This is a genomic window from Kitasatospora purpeofusca, from assembly GCF_036010405.1.
GTDB lineage: Bacteria > Actinomycetota > Actinomycetes > Streptomycetales > Streptomycetaceae > Kitasatospora > Kitasatospora purpeofusca.
This window is the reverse complement of the sequence record NZ_CP108561.1, coordinates 3,777,726-3,793,011: the sequence shown is the minus strand read 5'-3', so window position 1 is coordinate 3,793,011 and position 15,286 is coordinate 3,777,726. Positions and strand designations below refer to the sequence as shown.

General features: G+C 73.1%; 23 protein-coding genes. All 23 read left to right on the top strand.

The window, feature by feature from the left end; all coding sequences use genetic code 11:
• The first annotated feature begins 2 nt into the window (after positions 1–2).
• Entirely contained in the window at positions 3–527 is a 525-nt protein-coding gene (locus OG715_RS16550; protein ID WP_266269547.1) for a hypothetical protein, read from the top strand.
• Positions 527–1,537 (top strand): hypothetical protein, encoded by a 1,011-nt coding sequence (locus OG715_RS16545; protein WP_266269546.1) that lies wholly within the window; start codon positions 527–529, stop codon positions 1,535–1,537. Before OG715_RS16550 ends, OG715_RS16545 begins: the two co-directional genes overlap by 1 nt.
• A gap of 116 nt (positions 1,538–1,653) precedes the next feature.
• The gene (locus OG715_RS16540; RefSeq protein ID WP_266269545.1) at positions 1,654–1,929 is read left to right on the top strand and encodes a hypothetical protein; all 276 of its coding nucleotides are present in this window, start codon (positions 1,654–1,656) and stop codon (positions 1,927–1,929) included.
• Between the two features lie 45 nt (positions 1,930–1,974).
• Entirely contained in the window at positions 1,975–2,187 is a 213-nt protein-coding gene (locus OG715_RS16535; RefSeq protein ID WP_266269544.1) for a hypothetical protein, read from the top strand.
• Between the two features lie 123 nt (positions 2,188–2,310).
• Positions 2,311–2,706 (top strand): hypothetical protein, encoded by a 396-nt coding sequence (locus OG715_RS16530; RefSeq protein ID WP_266269543.1) that lies wholly within the window; start codon positions 2,311–2,313, stop codon positions 2,704–2,706.
• 144 nt (positions 2,707–2,850) lie between these two features.
• Positions 2,851–3,462, top strand: coding sequence for a hypothetical protein (locus OG715_RS16525; protein WP_266269541.1), 612 nt, complete (start codon positions 2,851–2,853; stop codon positions 3,460–3,462).
• 70 nt (positions 3,463–3,532) lie between these two features.
• Positions 3,533–3,817, top strand: coding sequence for a hypothetical protein (locus OG715_RS16520; protein ID WP_266269540.1), 285 nt, complete (start codon positions 3,533–3,535; stop codon positions 3,815–3,817).
• A gap of 115 nt (positions 3,818–3,932) precedes the next feature.
• Positions 3,933–4,208 (top strand): hypothetical protein, encoded by a 276-nt coding sequence (locus OG715_RS16515; protein ID WP_266269539.1) that lies wholly within the window; start codon positions 3,933–3,935, stop codon positions 4,206–4,208.
• Positions 4,168–5,625, top strand: a complete 1,458-nt coding sequence (locus OG715_RS16510) for a terminase (RefSeq protein ID WP_266269538.1) — start codon at positions 4,168–4,170, stop codon at positions 5,623–5,625. The genes OG715_RS16515 and OG715_RS16510 overlap by 41 nt, the downstream gene beginning before the upstream one ends.
• Positions 5,626–5,636: 11 nt before the next feature.
• Positions 5,637–5,804, top strand: a complete 168-nt coding sequence (locus tag OG715_RS16505; RefSeq protein ID WP_266269537.1) for a hypothetical protein — start codon at positions 5,637–5,639, stop codon at positions 5,802–5,804.
• Positions 5,801–6,985 carry a phage portal protein gene (locus tag OG715_RS16500; protein WP_266269536.1) on the top strand — a complete coding sequence of 395 codons (1,185 nt, stop codon included), beginning with the start codon at positions 5,801–5,803 and terminating at the stop codon, positions 6,983–6,985. The genes OG715_RS16505 and OG715_RS16500 overlap by 4 nt, the downstream gene beginning before the upstream one ends.
• Positions 6,982–7,809: an HK97 family phage prohead protease gene (locus OG715_RS16495; RefSeq protein WP_266269535.1), complete on the top strand. Its 828-nt coding sequence runs from the start codon at positions 6,982–6,984 to the stop codon at positions 7,807–7,809. Before OG715_RS16500 ends, OG715_RS16495 begins: the two co-directional genes overlap by 4 nt.
• Before the next feature lie 121 nt (positions 7,810–7,930).
• Positions 7,931–9,349, top strand: a complete 1,419-nt coding sequence (locus OG715_RS16490; protein WP_266269534.1) for a phage major capsid family protein — start codon at positions 7,931–7,933, stop codon at positions 9,347–9,349.
• 57 nt (positions 9,350–9,406) lie between these two features.
• Entirely contained in the window at positions 9,407–9,757 is a 351-nt protein-coding gene (locus tag OG715_RS16485; protein ID WP_266269533.1) for a hypothetical protein, read from the top strand.
• Between the two features lie 11 nt (positions 9,758–9,768).
• The gene (locus tag OG715_RS16480; protein ID WP_266269532.1) at positions 9,769–10,059 is read left to right on the top strand and encodes a hypothetical protein; all 291 of its coding nucleotides are present in this window, start codon (positions 9,769–9,771) and stop codon (positions 10,057–10,059) included.
• 2 nt (positions 10,060–10,061) lie between these two features.
• Positions 10,062–10,664: a phage gp6-like head-tail connector protein gene (locus tag OG715_RS16475; protein ID WP_266269531.1), complete on the top strand. Its 603-nt coding sequence runs from the start codon at positions 10,062–10,064 to the stop codon at positions 10,662–10,664.
• A 19-nt stretch (positions 10,665–10,683) separates the two neighbouring features.
• Positions 10,684–11,133: a hypothetical protein gene (locus OG715_RS16470; RefSeq protein ID WP_266269529.1), complete on the top strand. Its 450-nt coding sequence runs from the start codon at positions 10,684–10,686 to the stop codon at positions 11,131–11,133.
• Positions 11,133–11,864: a hypothetical protein gene (locus OG715_RS16465; RefSeq protein WP_266269528.1), complete on the top strand. Its 732-nt coding sequence runs from the start codon at positions 11,133–11,135 to the stop codon at positions 11,862–11,864. Before OG715_RS16470 ends, OG715_RS16465 begins: the two co-directional genes overlap by 1 nt.
• 14 nt (positions 11,865–11,878) lie before the next feature.
• Positions 11,879–12,289, top strand: coding sequence for a phage tail protein (locus OG715_RS16460; protein WP_266269527.1), 411 nt, complete (start codon positions 11,879–11,881; stop codon positions 12,287–12,289).
• Complete coding sequence (locus OG715_RS16455) at positions 12,289–12,789, top strand: hypothetical protein (protein WP_266269526.1); 501 nt, start codon at positions 12,289–12,291, stop codon at positions 12,787–12,789. Before OG715_RS16460 ends, OG715_RS16455 begins: the two co-directional genes overlap by 1 nt.
• Positions 12,790–12,801: 12 nt before the next feature.
• Entirely contained in the window at positions 12,802–13,206 is a 405-nt protein-coding gene (locus OG715_RS16450) for a hypothetical protein (protein ID WP_266269525.1), read from the top strand.
• Positions 13,203–13,358 (top strand): hypothetical protein, encoded by a 156-nt coding sequence (locus tag OG715_RS16445; RefSeq protein ID WP_266269524.1) that lies wholly within the window; start codon positions 13,203–13,205, stop codon positions 13,356–13,358. Before OG715_RS16450 ends, OG715_RS16445 begins: the two co-directional genes overlap by 4 nt.
• 9 nt (positions 13,359–13,367) lie before the next feature.
• Positions 13,368–15,278 (top strand): phage tail tape measure protein, encoded by a 1,911-nt coding sequence (locus tag OG715_RS16440; RefSeq protein WP_266269523.1) that lies wholly within the window; start codon positions 13,368–13,370, stop codon positions 15,276–15,278.
• The last annotated feature ends 8 nt before the right edge of the window (positions 15,279–15,286 follow it).

Below are 15,286 nucleotides of genomic sequence, written 5' to 3'. Positions count from 1 at the left end.
CCATGGACCTCTTCACCGTCACCGACACCGTCAACCGCGCGGGCAGCGCGTTCGGCTTCTGCACCGCCCTGTGCACCGGCATGACGATCTACTTCAAGGACGGCCACACCCTGCGCGCCCTCAAGCCGCGGGCCGTGTGGCTGCCCTGGAGCGGCGCGGCCGTGACCACGATCCTGGCCTCCGCCGTCACCGGCGGCGCCGTCAACAAGGCCGCGGCCGCCGTCACCGGCTCCGGCAACCGGACCGGCCAGGACATCGGCTCCGTCGCCCTCGGCAAGGCCGACGCCGCGAAGGCGCCCGTCGCCGTGACCGAGGTCCTCTCCTACTCCGGCTCCTGGCTCGCCCTGGCCGCCGTCATCGGCCTCGGCCTGTCGATCTGGTACGCCAAGGGCTGGCGACCCCGCATCCTCGCCCTGTCCGGCTGCATCACCGGCGCCACCTGGGGCATCGCCTCCTCCGTCGGCGGCTGGACCGCCAAGGTCAGCATCCCGGTCGTCTCCTGGCTCGGGACCACGGTGATCGGCTGATGACCACCGCACCCGAGACCACCGAGCAGCACTCCGTCCCGAAGACCGGCACCCCGCCGACCATCGCCCGCACCGGCGCCGGCGCCGGACACATCGCCGTCGCCCTCGCCCACTGGGCCGGAGGCCACACCATCGGCCCCGAGGAGATCACCCGGCGCATCGTCAAGCAGCGTTCCGAGGCGCACCAGGCCGCCGTCGCCGAGCATGCCCGCGCAGCACGCGCCGCGCACAAGCGGGCCCGGCGCCTCAAGCAACGCGCGCAGATGAACGGCGGCCTGGTCGGCGCGGACCTCACCGCGCTGGCCGCCGCCGAGCAGCAGGCCGCCCACCACGACTCCGCCATGTCGGCCCTGGGCGAGTTCACCATCCCCGTGCTCGACCCCGGACAGATCCGCCACCACCGCCACCGCGTCGCCGCCGTGCGGTGCGTGGTCCTCACCCTGCCCGTCGGCGGCATCGTCGCCGGAAGCTGGCTGTGGACCGGGTCGGTGTTCCTGTTCTCCGTTGTCGGCGCCGTCGGCGCGTGCCTGGCCCGCGGCAACAGGCCGTTCGAGCTGACCGTGCGGTCCGTCCCGGCCGAGCTCATCGCCGCCACCCCGCACGTCCTGCCCGAGGCGCCGGCCGAACTCGTCGAGCCGGTTCCGGTCGGCACCGGCGCCTGGCGCGAGGAACTCCGCCTGTACGTCGAACACGCCGTCGCCCATGCCGACCTCGAAGGCCGGGCGAGCGTCCACGTCGCCGAACTCCTCCACGGCCTCCAGTCCTCCGGCCGGTTCCTCGGACTCACCACCAAGACCTTCCCTGCCAAACTCGCCGACGCAGGCATCCCCTACAGGGTCGCCAAGATCGGCGGCCAGAGCGGCAACGCCGTCCGGTACGACGCCCTCGCCCAGGCCCTCGGCCACCAGCCCCGGCTCCCCGCCCACCTGGTCCCCGACCACACCACCGACGAGCCGGGGGAGTCCCCCTCTCCGAACCGCTCCCCCGCCACCCAGGCCACTGCCGGGTAGCGGTAAACCAGCAGGTCAAAGGCTTACCGCTTACCGTTTACCGCCCCGTTTACCGCTCCCCGAGAGGGGATGTGGATCAAGGGTGAGCCGACGAACACGACCCACGAGGAGACGCCATGTACATCAAGCCCACGACGCGCACCGACCGAGGCGGAGCCAAGATCGGCAGCTTCCCCGTCGCCGCCGGCGACGCCGGAACCGGGACCGTGCTCAACGTCATCGCCTACAGCTACACCGACCCCCGAACCGGGCGACGGATGTTCACCTGGGAATGCGAGCTCTGCGGCGGGGAGGGCACCGACACCGACGACACCAGCGGCCAGCTCACCACCAGCGTGCAGCGGCAGACCCTGAGCGGCGCCAAGCGGCATGCGGAGGGATGCACGCTCTGACCGCACCCCAGGGTGACCAACCCGCCCCCCAGGCACACTGGTCGAGTGGAGTACCTCTCACTACCCCCCGGCTACCTCACCACCAGCCTCGCTGCCCAAGCCGCCGGCGTCAGGCCTGCCACCATCCGTGACTGGGTCCGACGCGGCATCCTCACAAGGTGCGGCGGCACCCCGATGCGCCCGATCTACCGCGTGACCGATGTCCAGGCCGCCCGCCACGCGGCCAAGCCCACCCGGCCCGGCCAGCGCGGCGCTTGACAAGATCGAACACCCGCGCCACGCTTTGAGCGACGCCGCATGCCCAGACGCACGCGGACCACAGACACCGAGGGCCCCACGGCAGCAGCCGCGGGGCCCTTCGTCATGCCCGGGAGGCACCGCGTGCAGCAGCCCACCATCGGACGCATCGTCCACTACACGCTCACCCAGGACGACGCCAACACGGTCAACCGCCGCCGAGCCGGACGCGCGATCCGCGAGCGTCTCGACGTCGCCTCGCTCGGCAACCGCGCCGCCGCCGGCGACGTCTTCCCCGCGACCGTCGTCCGCGTCGGGCCCAGGGACCTGTGCAACCTCCAGGTCGCCCTCGACGGCGCCGACGGACTGTGGGTGACCAGCCGCGCCGAGGGCACCGAGCCCGGCACCTGGGCTTGGCCGGTACGGACGTCCGTCCGCCTGCTGCTCAACGGCTGCGTGCCGAGCGACGTCCAGATGGTCGGCCCCGTCAGGCCTGCCGCCGCCTCCGGCGCCCCGGCCGCCGGATCGGACGAACAGTGAGCGCCCCGGTGGGCATCAGGTGGGCGGGCGCCGAGCTCGCCCTCGCCCGAATTCAGCGAGACCTGGAGACCGCGCTCGGCCGCACCTGGCGCGGGCGCCTCGTCCTCCGGCTCGCACGCTGGTACACGGCTTGGAGGAGCTGACGTGCCACTCCCCGCCGGCCTCCAGTCCGTCACAGTCCACCTTCCCTCCGGCATCCGGGGCGACGGCACCCCCCGGCGCGGAAGCATCCTGTTCGAGCCCGAGCCGGCCGTCATCACCGCAGCGACGGCTGGCGCCCTGATCGCCGGGCCCGTCGTCGTCCACTACGACGGCACGACCCCCGCCCCCATCACCCTGCTCGCCGTCGACTCCACCGGTATCCAGCCCACCGGCTGGACCTACCGCGTCACCGAGCACTGGCACGACGCCCCCGGCCGCAGCTACCCGCTCGCCCTTCCCGCAGCCACGCCCGTGGTCTACCTCGCGGCCATCACCCCGACCGCGCCAGCCGCCGGGGAGTACACGGTCGTCACCGGGCCCCGCGGCCCGCAGGGCGAGCAAGGGCTCCAGGGCCAGCAGGGGACACAGGGGCCGCAGGGCGAGCGCGGGCCCGCGGGCGCCGACGGGTGGGGGACGCAGGCCTCCTACGACGCGCTCGCCGCGCGGGTGTCCGCCGTCGAGTCGGGGTTCACCAGCGTCAACGCCTACATCACCGACGCCCTGAACCGGATCGCCAGCCTGGAGAGCAGGGTCACCGCGCTGGAGAACCCGTAGGCCGGCCGGGCCGCAAACACCCCCCACCCCCCTCGCACCCCCACCCCCCTCCCCGGGAGGAGGCACCCCCGTGGCCGGAGTCGGCCGTCACCGGAAGGGCCGCCCGTACCGGCGGGCCCGCCAGCAGATGTTCGCGATCTACGGCGACCACTGCCACCTGTGCGGCCACCCGGGGGCGGGCGACGCCGACCACCTGCGGCCCGTCTCGGTGGACAGCGACCAGCCGGTCGACCCGCACCTGATGCGCCCGGCGCACGGCGCCCTCTCTCCGTGCCCGACCTGCGGCAGGCACTGCAACCAGGAGCGCGGAGCAGGCCCGGTCACCCGTCCGCTCACGACCTCGGAGCCGTGGTGACGCACGGTCGCGCGCGAGAGGGCCGAGCGGGCGCCGACTTTTTAGGTGGGCACGGCCGGGAGGCCCCGCGCCCATTCCCCCGTCTCTCTCCCCGCGATTTCGAGTCGAGGTGATCATGAGCGGCGACGTGCTCGGAGCCGTCACGTCGGGTGACCGGCGGGCCGCCCTGGAGGCGGTGCGCGACAGGCTGGCCGCCGAGCTGGAGGAGTCCTCGGGCCCGGTGGTCGCCCAGCTGTCGAAGGAGTTGCGGGCGACGCTCGCCGAGCTGGAGTCCCTGCCAGGCGGACGGGAGGTGAGCGCGGTTGACGACCTCTCCGCCCGCCGTGCGGCAAGGCGCGCAGACGCCCAGGGTGGCGACCTACCCGCCGGCGGTGTCGAGCGCGGCACCTGAGTTCATCGACCTCGCCGCGTCGGCCGGCCTGCTCCTCGACCCCTGGCAGCAGTTCGTCCTCACCCACGGCCTGGGCGAGCGCGAGGACGGCACCTGGGCGTCGTTCAAGAACTCGATCTGGGTGCCGCGCCAGAACGGCAAGGGCGGCGTGATCGAGGCGCTGGAGCTCGGCTGGCTGTTCCTCACCAAGGAGCGGCTGATCCTCCACTCGGCGCACGAGTACAAGACCGCGCAGGAAGGCTTCCTGCGGATCAAGGAGCTGGTGCAGAACACGCCGGACCTGGACCGCCGGGTGAACCGGTACTGGCAGGCCAACGGCGAGCAGGGCATCGAGCTCACGAGGTCGGCGGGCGGCGGGCGGCTGCGCTTCCTCGCCCGCTCCCAGGGGTCGGGCCGCGGCTTCTCCGGCGACAAGAACGTGATGGACGAGGCCCAGGCGATCACACCCGAGCAGATGGCCGCCCAGCTGCCGACCATGGCCGCGCGGCCCGACCCGCAGCTTTGGTTCTTCGGCACGCCGCCGCTGACCCCGGACGCCTGGTGCTACGGGCTGCGCGCGGACGGCGAGTCCGGCGCGGACCCCAGGATGATGCACATGGACTGGGGCACCGACCTCGACCCGACCGACCCGGAGCAGCGCAGGGCGGCGGCCCGGGACGTGGACCTCTGGTACCGGTGCAACCCGTCCATGGGCCGGCGCATGGCCGAGGAGTTCGTCCGGGGCGAGTCGCTGCCGTCGGGCCTCGGCGAGAAGTTCATGATCGAGCGCCTGGGTGGGTGGCTGCCCCGCATCACCGACGGCGCCGCCGGCCCGCTGGACCCGCAGGCCTGGGAGGAACTGGCCGATGCCGACTCGCGCCGGGCCGGTGACGTCGCGTTCGCCGTCGACATCACGCCCTCCAGGGACTGGGCGTCCATCGCGATGTACGGGCTGCGCGAGGACGGCCTCGGTCACGTCGAGGTCGTCGACCGCCGCCCCGGGACGGACTGGTTGGTCGAGCGCCTGGTGCAGCTGCGCGAGCGGCACAAGCCGGTGGCGATCGGCCTGGACGCCAAGGGCCCGGCCGGGTCGCTGCTCGTCGAGCTGAGCAAGCGCGGCCTGGAGGCGCCCGACGACCCGGAGCACCCCGTGCGCGGGCAGCTCGCCCTGCCCGCCGCCCAGGACGTCTCGGCCAGCTGCGGCCAGCTGGTCGACGCCGTGAAGCAGGGCCGGCTGCGCCACATCGGCCAGGAGGAGATCACGGCCGCGATCCGCGGCGCCAAGACCCGCCCGCTGGGCGACGCCTGGGCATGGGCCCGGCGCGTGAGCACCGTCGACATCTCCCCGCTGGTGGCCGCCACCCTCGCCCGGTGGGCGTTCGAGTCGCGCGCCCACCTGGTGCACGACGACTACGAGGTACTCGACTCCGTGTTCTGAGAGGGGGCGTGATGCGCACCACCGTGACGACCCTGCTCGACGTCCTCGGCCTGCTGCTGCTCGCCGCAGGCGCGGCCGCGGCCGCCTGGCTGCTGATCGGCTGGACGTGCCTGGCGGTGGCCGGGGCGGTCGTCCTGGCCGGGTCCTGGCTCGTCGACCGGCGGGGAGGCGGCGCGTGAGCCTGTTCCGCCGCCGCTCACTGCCGGGCCCCACCGCCGAGCAGCTGATCCCGCGCCGGCCCGACGCCGTGCGCGGCACCGCCCGGGTGACGAACGAGACCGCGCTGCGGCACTCCGCGGTGTGGGCGTGCCTGCGGCTGCGCGCCAACATGATCTCCACCATGCCGGTCGACCTCTACCGCAAGGTCGACGGCATCCAGGTCGAGGTCACCAAGCCCCCCGTGCTGGTCACCCCCGGCGGCGACAAGGTCGACATGCAGGAGTGGCTGTACTCCAGCCAGTTCGACCTCGACCGCGCCGGCAACTGCTTCGGCCTCATCACCGCGAAGGACGGCCTGGGATTCCCGGCCCGCATCGACCTCGTCCCGCTCGGCGAGGTCACCGTCAAGGGCAGCGGCGGCGAGATCACCACGTACCGGATCGGCAGCACCGAGTACGAGCCGGCCGAGATCTGGCACGAGCGGCAGTACACCGTCGCCGGGTTCCCGCTCGGCCTCTCCCCGGTCGCCTACGCCGCGTGGTCCATCGCCGAGTACCTCAGCATCCAGGACTTCGCGCTGGACTGGTTCGGCACCGGCGGCATGCCGGCCGCGATGCTGAAGAACACCGCCAAGGCGATCAGCCCGCAGCAGGCCGCCGAGGTCAAGTCCCGGTTCAAGGCCGCGACGGCGAACAGGGACCTGTTCGTCGCCGGCGCGGACTGGGAGTACAGGATGATCCAGGCCGAGCAGGCCGGCTCCGCCTGGGTCGACGCCAAGCAGTTCGGCATCGCGGACGTCGCCCGGTTCTTCGACTGCCCCGGCGACCTCATCGACGCCGCGGTCGGCGGCACCTCGCTGACCTACGCCAACATCTCCCAGCGCAACCTCCAGTTCCTGATCATGAACCTGGGGCCGGCCGTGGTCCGGCGCGAGGCCGCGCTGAGCCGCCTCTCCTCCCGGCCGAGGTTCGTGAAGCTCAACACGGACGCCTTGCTGCGGATGGACCCGGCCACCCGCTCGCAGACGATCCGCACGCAGATCGAGGCCCGGATCCTCGCCCCGTCCGAGGCCCGCGCGCTGGAGGACCGGCCGCCGTTCACCGAGTCCCAGTACGCCGAGTTCGACCGGCTGTTCGGCAGCCGCAACCCGCCGCCCACCCAGGCGCCCGCGCCCACCGTCCCGCCCGGAGGTACCCCATGACCCAGCTGGCCGGCCTGCGGGCCGCCGCCGCCCAGTCCCGCGCCGAGGCCCGCCTGGCCCAGCGCACCCCGCCGCGCGACCGCCCCGAGGCCGCCGACGTGCGCTTCACCTCCCAGCTGCGCGCCAAGAAGGTCGTGCGGGCCGACGGCCTGGAGTACTTCCAGGTCGAGGGCTACGCGTCGGTGTACGAGCGCGGCTACGAGATGTGGGACTGGTACGGGCCCTACACCGAGGTCGTCTCCCTCGGCGCCGCCGAGAAGACCCTGGCCGCGCTCCCCGAGGTGGTGTTCCGCTTCAACCACGCGGGCACCCCGATGGCCGGCACCCGCAACGGCCGGCTGGAGCTGTGGGAGGACAGCCAGGGCCTGGGGCAGCGCGCCTTCCTCAACCCGAAGAGGTCGGACGTGCAGCTGCTCGTCCAGGCGATCGAGGACGACGACGTGCGCGAGCAGTCGTTCCAGTTCCGCATCACCCGCGGCGTCTGGTCGCCGGACTACACCGAGTACCGGATCGAGGAGTTCGACCTGGACCGCGGCGACGTCGGCCCCGTCACCTACGGCGCCAACCCGCACACCTCGGTGGCCGCCCGCTCGGGTGAGTTCCTCGCGTCCATCCCGAACCTGCCGCCGCTGGTGGCCCGCGAGGCCTACACCCTGCTCGGCCAGCGTCCCGACCTCGCCGCGCGCGTCCAGCCCGCGCCCGCCGCTCCGGCCCCGGCCGCCGCGCCCGCCCCGGCCCCGGCCCCGGCTGCGGCCGCCGTGCCGCAGGGCCGGTCGCTGTCCCTGCTGACCACTCAGCTCCTGGTCGCCAAGGCCGCGGACTGACCACCCCCCTCGACCACCCCGCCGTCCGGCAGATCGCCCGGAGGCACCGGCCCGCACACCGGCAGATCGCCCGGCCCGCGGCCGCCACACCCCACACCCGATCTGACCGAAGGACACCACCATGCCCGTCATCGACGATCTCATCGCCGGCATCGAGGTCGAGCTGGAGGCCGCGCAGAAGCGCGGCACCAAGGCCATCAAGGAGGTGGAGCTGATCATCTCCAAGGCCGGGCAGGAGGGCCGCTCCAACCTCACCCCCGAGGAGGACGAGCGCGTCAGCCAGTGCTTCGCCTCCCGCGACCAGGCCAAGGCCGACGAGGCCGGCATCAACGTGAAGCTGGCCAACGCCCGCAAGGTCAAGGCCGACGAGCAGGAGCGCGCCGAGGCCCAGCGCACCGTCGCCCCCACCGAGACCCGCCGCGCGGCCTACGACCAGGCCGCCCGCATCGGCTCCGAGGAGCGCACCTACCGCCCGGACACCGACCGCCGCGGCAAGCAGTTCCTCATGGACATCTCCCGCCAGTTCCTCTTCCAGGACGTCGAGGCGAGCGCCCGCCTGGCCCAGCACATGCGCGAGGAGCGCGTCGAGCGCGCCCAGTACATGCAGCGCGCGGTGGGCACCGGCAACTTCGCCGGCCTGACCGTCCCGCAGTACCTCACCGAGCTGTACGCGCCGGCCACCGCCGCCCTGCGGCCGTTCGCCGACATCTGCAACGTGCACCCGCTGCCCGAGCAGGGCATGTCCGTCAACATCTCCCGCATCACCACCGCGACGAGCGCCGGCCTCCAGGCCGCCGAGAACGACGCGGTGTCGGAGACCGGCATGGACGACACCCTGCTGACCATCCCGGTGCAGACCGCGGCCGGCCAGCAGACCGTCTCCCGGCAGGCGATCGACCGCGGCAGCGGCATCGAGGACGTCACCATGCAGGACCTGTTCAACCGGGTCGCCACCGTCCTCGACTCCACCCTCCTCAACCAGGCCACCACCGGCCTGAGCGCGGCGGCCGCGGCCACCACCTACACCGACGCCTCGCCCACCGGCGCCGAGCTGTACCCGAAGATCCTCGGCACGGCCGCCGGAGTGGAGGCCGCCCTGCTCGCGATGGGCAGCCCCACCCACGCCGTCATGCACTCGCGCCGCTGGTACTGGCTGTCCAGCCAGATGTCCAGCACCTGGCCGCTCATCAACTGGGCCGGCCTGCCGACCCAGGCCGGCGGCACCGCAGACCCGGCCAGCTCCTACGCCAGCGGCGTGCGCGGCGTCCTGCCCTCCGGCCTCAAGGTCGTCGTCGACAACAACGTCGCCACCAACCTCGGCGCGGGCACCAACGAGGACGAGCTGTACGTCGTCCCGTCCTCGGAGTGCCACCTGTGGGAGGACCCCGACGCGCCGATGTTCATCCGCGCCGAGCAGCCCAAGGCCGGCAACCTCGGCGTCCTGCTCGTCGCCTACTCCTACTTCGCCTACACCTTCGGCCGGTACGCCAACGGCACCGGCAAGGTGAGCGGCACCGGCCTGGTCACCCCCACCTTCTGACCGTCCGGCGGCCGGGCCCCACCCGGCCCGGCCGCCCCGCCCAGACAGGAGCCGGCCATGGCCCCTCGCCCCGTCCTCGCCGACCTCGCCCTCGCCCCGGCCGCCCGGACCGCCTCCGCCAGCAGCGGCCCGATCGCCGCCGCCGGCCAGGCGACCACCGTCCTGCTCGGCGTCCACTGCACCGCGGCCTCCGGCACCACGCCCACCCTGGACGTCGCCCTGGAGGAGTCCGCCGACGGCGCCTCCTGGACGGCCGTCACGGGCAGCGCCGCCGCGCAGCTCACCGCCGCCGGCAACCGCGTCGCGTTCGCGGCGGTCACCAAGAACTACGTCAGGGTCGCCGCGACGATCGGCGGCACCACCCCCAGCTTCACCTTCTCCGCCGCCGTTCACGTCCTGCCGAACTGAGGAGCCCCACCATGACCGACGACCGGATGATCGCCGCCCTGCGCCGCGAGCGCGACGGCTACGAGCGCCGCGGCCTGGACGAGCGCGTCGCCCAGGTCGACGAGCAGCTCATCCAGCTCGGCTGGGAACCCGACGCCGAGCCCCTCGCCCCGCCCGCCGGCGACGCCCAGGTCCCCGCCGGCCGCACCGCCGACAGCGGCCAGCAGAACGCCGCCCGGAGCGGCACCGCCGAGGCCCCGGCCGCCAAGCCCGCCCGCGGCGGCGCCCGCTCCGGCGCGGGCGGCGGCAGTGCGAAGAGCTGACCGTGGCCAACGAGTACGCCGACCTCGCCACGGTCAAGGCCGCCCTGAACCTCGCCGACGGCGACCCGACCTCGGACGCCATGCTCACCCAGGCGCTCGGCGCCGCCAGCCGCGGCATCGACCGCCTCACCGGCCGCCGGTTCTGGCTCGATGCGGCACCGGTCCAGCGCGTCTACCGCCTCACCGGGCGCGTGGCCGCCGACGACGACGGCGACCGCCTGGTCGTCGACGACATCGGCTCCCTCGACGGCCTGGTCGTCGAGACCGGCGGCGCCACCACCTGGAGCCCGGTCACCGGCTACCTCACCGCGCCCGACAACGCGCACCTCGACGGCGAACCCATCACCTCCCTCGTCCTGCCCCACGGACGCTGGGGCACCCGGGACAGCCGCACCCGCGTACGCGTCACCGCCCGCTTCGGCTGGCCCGCCGTCCCCGACGAAGTCGCCCAGGCCACCCAGATCCAGGCCCTGCGCCTCTACCGGCGCAAGGACTCCCCGGACGGGGTCACCGGCTCCGCCGAGTGGGGCGTCGTGCGGCTGTCCCGGGTCGACCCGGACGTCGCCGCGCTGGTCGAGCGCCTCCAACTGCCCGGCATGGGCTGACCCGCAAGGAGAGAGCCCGATGCAGATCGCCGCCGTCCGCGCCGCCATCGCCGACGCCGCCCGCACCGTCACCCTCCCGGCCGGCACCCGCAAGCTCACCGCCACCGGCTACACCCCCGACAGCGTCACCGAGCCGCACTTCTTCACCGGCGAGGTCGCTGTCGACTTCGACAGGACGATGGGCCGCGGGGTCGACGAGCTGGAAATCACCTGCCGGGTCCTGGTCGGCCGCGGCGACGACCGCGCCGCCCAGGCCGTCCTCGACGCGCTGCTCTCCGGCGCCGGGCCGGCCAGCCTCAAGGCCGCGATCGAGGCCGCGCGCGGCGCCCCCGGCGAACCGGCCCTCGGCGGCCTCGCCCACGACCTGCGGGTCGAGCGCGTCCAGGGCTACCGCTGGTACGAGCACGCCGGCGTCCAGTACGTCGGCGCCGAGCTGACCATCCGCGTCATCGGCGACGGGAGGACCTGATGACCTCCCAAGTCCTTACCGACGTGCGGCTGTTCGTCGTCGGCGCCGACCTCACCTCCACCTCCAACAAGGTCGAACTGACCTCGGAGGCCGAGGAGAAGGACCGCACCACCTACGGCTCCGGCGGCTGGAAGCAGGTCCAAGGCGGCCTGCGCACCAGCAAGGTGACCGCCGAAGGGCTGTGGGAGGCCGGCGACCCCGGCCTCGTCGACGACGCCACCTGGGCACAGCTCGGCGGCACCGGCCCCTGGACCGTCTGCCCCCACCTCGCCACCGTCGGATCCCTCGCCTACCTCACCCAGGCGCTGCGCACCGACTACACCCTCGGCGGCGCCGTCGGCGACCTCGCCCCCTGGAGCGGCAACGCCTCCGGGACCGGCGTGACGGCGCGCGGGCAGATCGCCCACCCGCCGGGCACCGCCCGCACCAGCAACGGCGCCGGCACCGCGCTCCAGCTCGGCGCCGTCCCGGACGGCCGCAGCCTCTACGCCGCGCTGCACGTCCTCTCCGCCGCCGGCACCACCCCGTCCCTCACGGTCCGCATCGAGTCCGACGACAACGCCGACTTCACCACGGCCACCACCCGGGCGACGTTCAACGCCGCGACCGGCCTCGGCGGCCAGGCCCTGGCCTCCGCCGGCCCGGTCACCGACGACTGGTGGCGCGTCGCCTGGACCGTCTCCGGCACCACCCCCTCGTTCACGTTCGTCGCCGCCCTCGGCCTCGCCTGAAAGGAGCCCCCCGCATGCCCACCATGGTTCTCACCGGCGTGTACCTCAGCCTCAACTCCAACGTCCTCGCCGAGTACACCCGGAAGGCCGAGGTCGCCGTCGAGGTCGAGGAGAAGGACGTCACCAACTACGCCTCCCAGGGGTGGAAGGTCGTCATCGGCGGCCTGAAGTCCGGCAACCTCGGCCTGGAGTTCCTGAACGACTTCGCCGCCACCAAGCTCGACAGCATCATGTGGCCGCTGCTCGGCGCCGTCGTCCCCTTCGAGATCCGGCCCGACCAGGCCGCCGTCAGCGCCTCCAACCCGAAGTACACCGGCAACGTGCTGGTGAAGGAGTGGGGCGCGATCTCCGGCAGCGTCGGCGACGAGGCCACCGTCGGCGTCACCTACCCCACCTCGGGCGCCGTCGTGCGCGCCACCAGCTGATGGCCGGCCGCAACCCCGTCGACGTCTCGGTCAGCCTCGAAGGGTTCGACACCCTGTCGGCCGCGCTGCGCGCCGAGGAGGACGGCAAGCAGCTGCGCAAGGAGCTGGCCAAGAACCTGCGCGACGCCCTCAAGCCCGCCTCCGAGCAGGCCAGGAGCGGCATCATGTCGATGTCCGCAGCCGTGTCCGAGTCGCCCGCGCTGCGCAGCACCATCGCCAAGAAGATCCGCCCCGAGGTCAAGCTCGGCGGGCGCTGGTCCGGCGCCCGCGTCAAGGCCCGCAAGACCCCCGGCCTGCGCGGCTTCGCCAACGCCGCCAAGCGCACCCAGGCCGCCGGCGGCTGGCGCACGCAGATCTTCGGCCGCGGCACCTGGCGCACCCAGCAGGGCAAGACCGACTGGTTCGACCGCGCCATGGACCCCGGCAGCGACCGCTACCGCCAGGCCGTCCACGAAGCGATGGAAGCCATGGCCCGGCGGATCGCCGACCGGGCCCGATAGGAGCCACCACCCATGTACCTCGTCTACCAGCCCGAGGGCAGCGACGAACCCCAGCGCTTCAAGTACCAGCCCACCAAGCTGATGTCCGCCGAGCGCGAGCGCCTGGAGAAGCTCACCGGCCGCGACTTCTCCGACTTCACCAAGGCCGTCCTCTCCGGCAACAGCTTGTGCCGCCGGGCCCTGCTGTTCGTCTTCCTCAAGCGCGAGCACCCCACGACCCGGTTCGACGACGTCGACTTCGCGTGGGACGAGCTGACGCTGGAGCACAGCAGGGCAGAGCTGGAGGAGATCCGCGCCCGCGCCGCCGAGGACGCCCCGGCCGACCAGCGTGCCGCCGTCCTCGCCGCGCTCGATGCCGAGATCGCCGACGCCTACGAGGAGCCCGAGGGAAAAGTCCTGCCGCCGATCGCCGGATGAGGCGACTCGGCGACGCCGCACACCTGCTCGGCGTCCGCCCCTGGGAGTGGCAGCTGCTCGACGTCGAGGAGACCGAGCAGCTGCACGCCTGGCTCGACGGCTACGAGAAGCAGGTCACCGAGGCCCAGCAGGCCGCGACCCGCAGAAGGTGAGGTCACACCGTGGCGTCGGACACCTCGCTCGTCTTCAACCTCGTCGCGAAGGACCAGGCCTCCGAGACTCTCGGGCGGATGAAGGAGAAGCTCAGCACCGCGGCGGCCGGCATCTCCGCAGGCGTCGCCGGGGCGCTCGGCGTCGGCGTCGCCGAGGCCCTCGACATGTCCGCCGCGAGCAGCAAGCTCCAGGCCCAGCTCGGTGTGGGCGCCGAGCGGGCCGCCGAGCTGTCCAAGACCAGCGCCGCCGTCTACAAGGCGGCCTGGGGCGAGTCGGCCGCGGACGTGAACGAGGCGATCAAGGGCGTCGTGCAGAACATCGGCGGCGACGCCGCGGGCGCCGGCCTGGAACGCATCACGACCAAGGCGATGGCCCTCGCCAAGACCTTCGACGTCGACGTCGCCGGATCCACAGCGGCGGCCGGTCAGCTCATGCGCACCGGCCTGGTCAAGAACGCCGACGAGGCGTTCGACATCATCACCAAGGCCATGCAGTCCGGCGTCGACAAGTCCGGCGACCTGATCGACACCGTCGGCGAGTACAGCACTCAGTTCCGCCAGCTCGGCCTCGACGGACACGCGGCCGCAGGCCTCCTCGCCCAGGGCCTCAAGGCCGGCGCCCGCGACGCCGACGTCGTCGCGGACAGTCTCAAGGAATTCACGCTCATCGCCCAAGGGGGAAACAAGGCCAGCGCCGAGGCGTTCGCGAAGATCGGCCTGTCGGGCAAGGAGATGCAGAAGGTCTTCGTCACCGGCGGGCCGGCCGCGGCCACCGCTCTCGACCAGGTCTTCGATCGCCTGCGCGCGATGAAGGACCCCGTCGAGCGCAACAACACCGCGCTCGCCCTGTTCGGAACGAAGAGCGAGGACGTCCAGAAGGCGTTGCTCGCCCTCGACCCGTCCTCGGCGAAGGCCGCCCTCGGCGAAGTCGCCGGGGCCGCCGACCAGATGGCCAAGACCGTCTCCGACAACCCGACGGCGGCCATCGAGCGCTTCAAGCGGGAGGCGACCGTCAAGCTGGCCGAGGTCGGCGCCACCCTGATCAGCTTCGGGCAGGAGCACTCCGCGTGGCTCCAGCCGATCGCGATCACGCTCGGCGTCATCGCCGGAGCCATCCTGCTGGTCCAGGGCGCCACCATGGCGTGGACCGCCGCCCAGACCGTGTGGGCCGGCGTCCAGGCCGTGAGCACCGCCGCCCAGTGGGCGTGGAACACGGCCATGGCCGCCAACCCCATCGGGCTGATCATCATCGCGGTCGTCGCCCTGGTCGCCGCCGTCGTCCTGCTCTGGCAACGGTCCGAAACTTTCCGCGACATCGTGACGTCCTGCTGGCAGGCCGTCTGGTCCGGCATCAAGTGGGTCTGGGACTGGGTCTCCCAGAACTGGCCGCTGCTGCTCGCGATCCTGACCGGACCCATCGGCCTGGCCGTCCTGGCCATCACCCGCAACTGGGACACCGTCAAGGCCGGCGCCAGCTCTGTCCTGGACTTCTTCGTCAGCCTGCCGGGCAAGATCGCCAGCGGGTTCGCGACGATCGGCGAGATCCTGACCGCGCCGTTCCGGTGGGGTTTCAACCAGATCGCGTCCCTGTGGAACCGAACGGCCGGGCGCCTGTCGTTCACGCTGCCGGACTGGATCCCCGGCGTCGGCGGCCAAGGGTTCTCCCTGCCCAAGATCCCGATGCTCGCCAAGGGCGGGCACATCACCGGCGCCGGCACCGTCCTCGTCGGCGAGGCCGGCCCCGAGCTGCTCAACCTGCCCGGCGGCGCGAGCGTCACTCCGCTCTCCCGCGCCGCCGGCGGCGCCACCGTGGTGCGGGTGGTGCTCGACGTCACCGGCGCCGACACACAGATGCGCCGCATGATGCGCAACATGGTCCGCGTCGACGGAGCCGGGTCCGCCCAGAAGGCCTTCACGTAGAAAGGGGG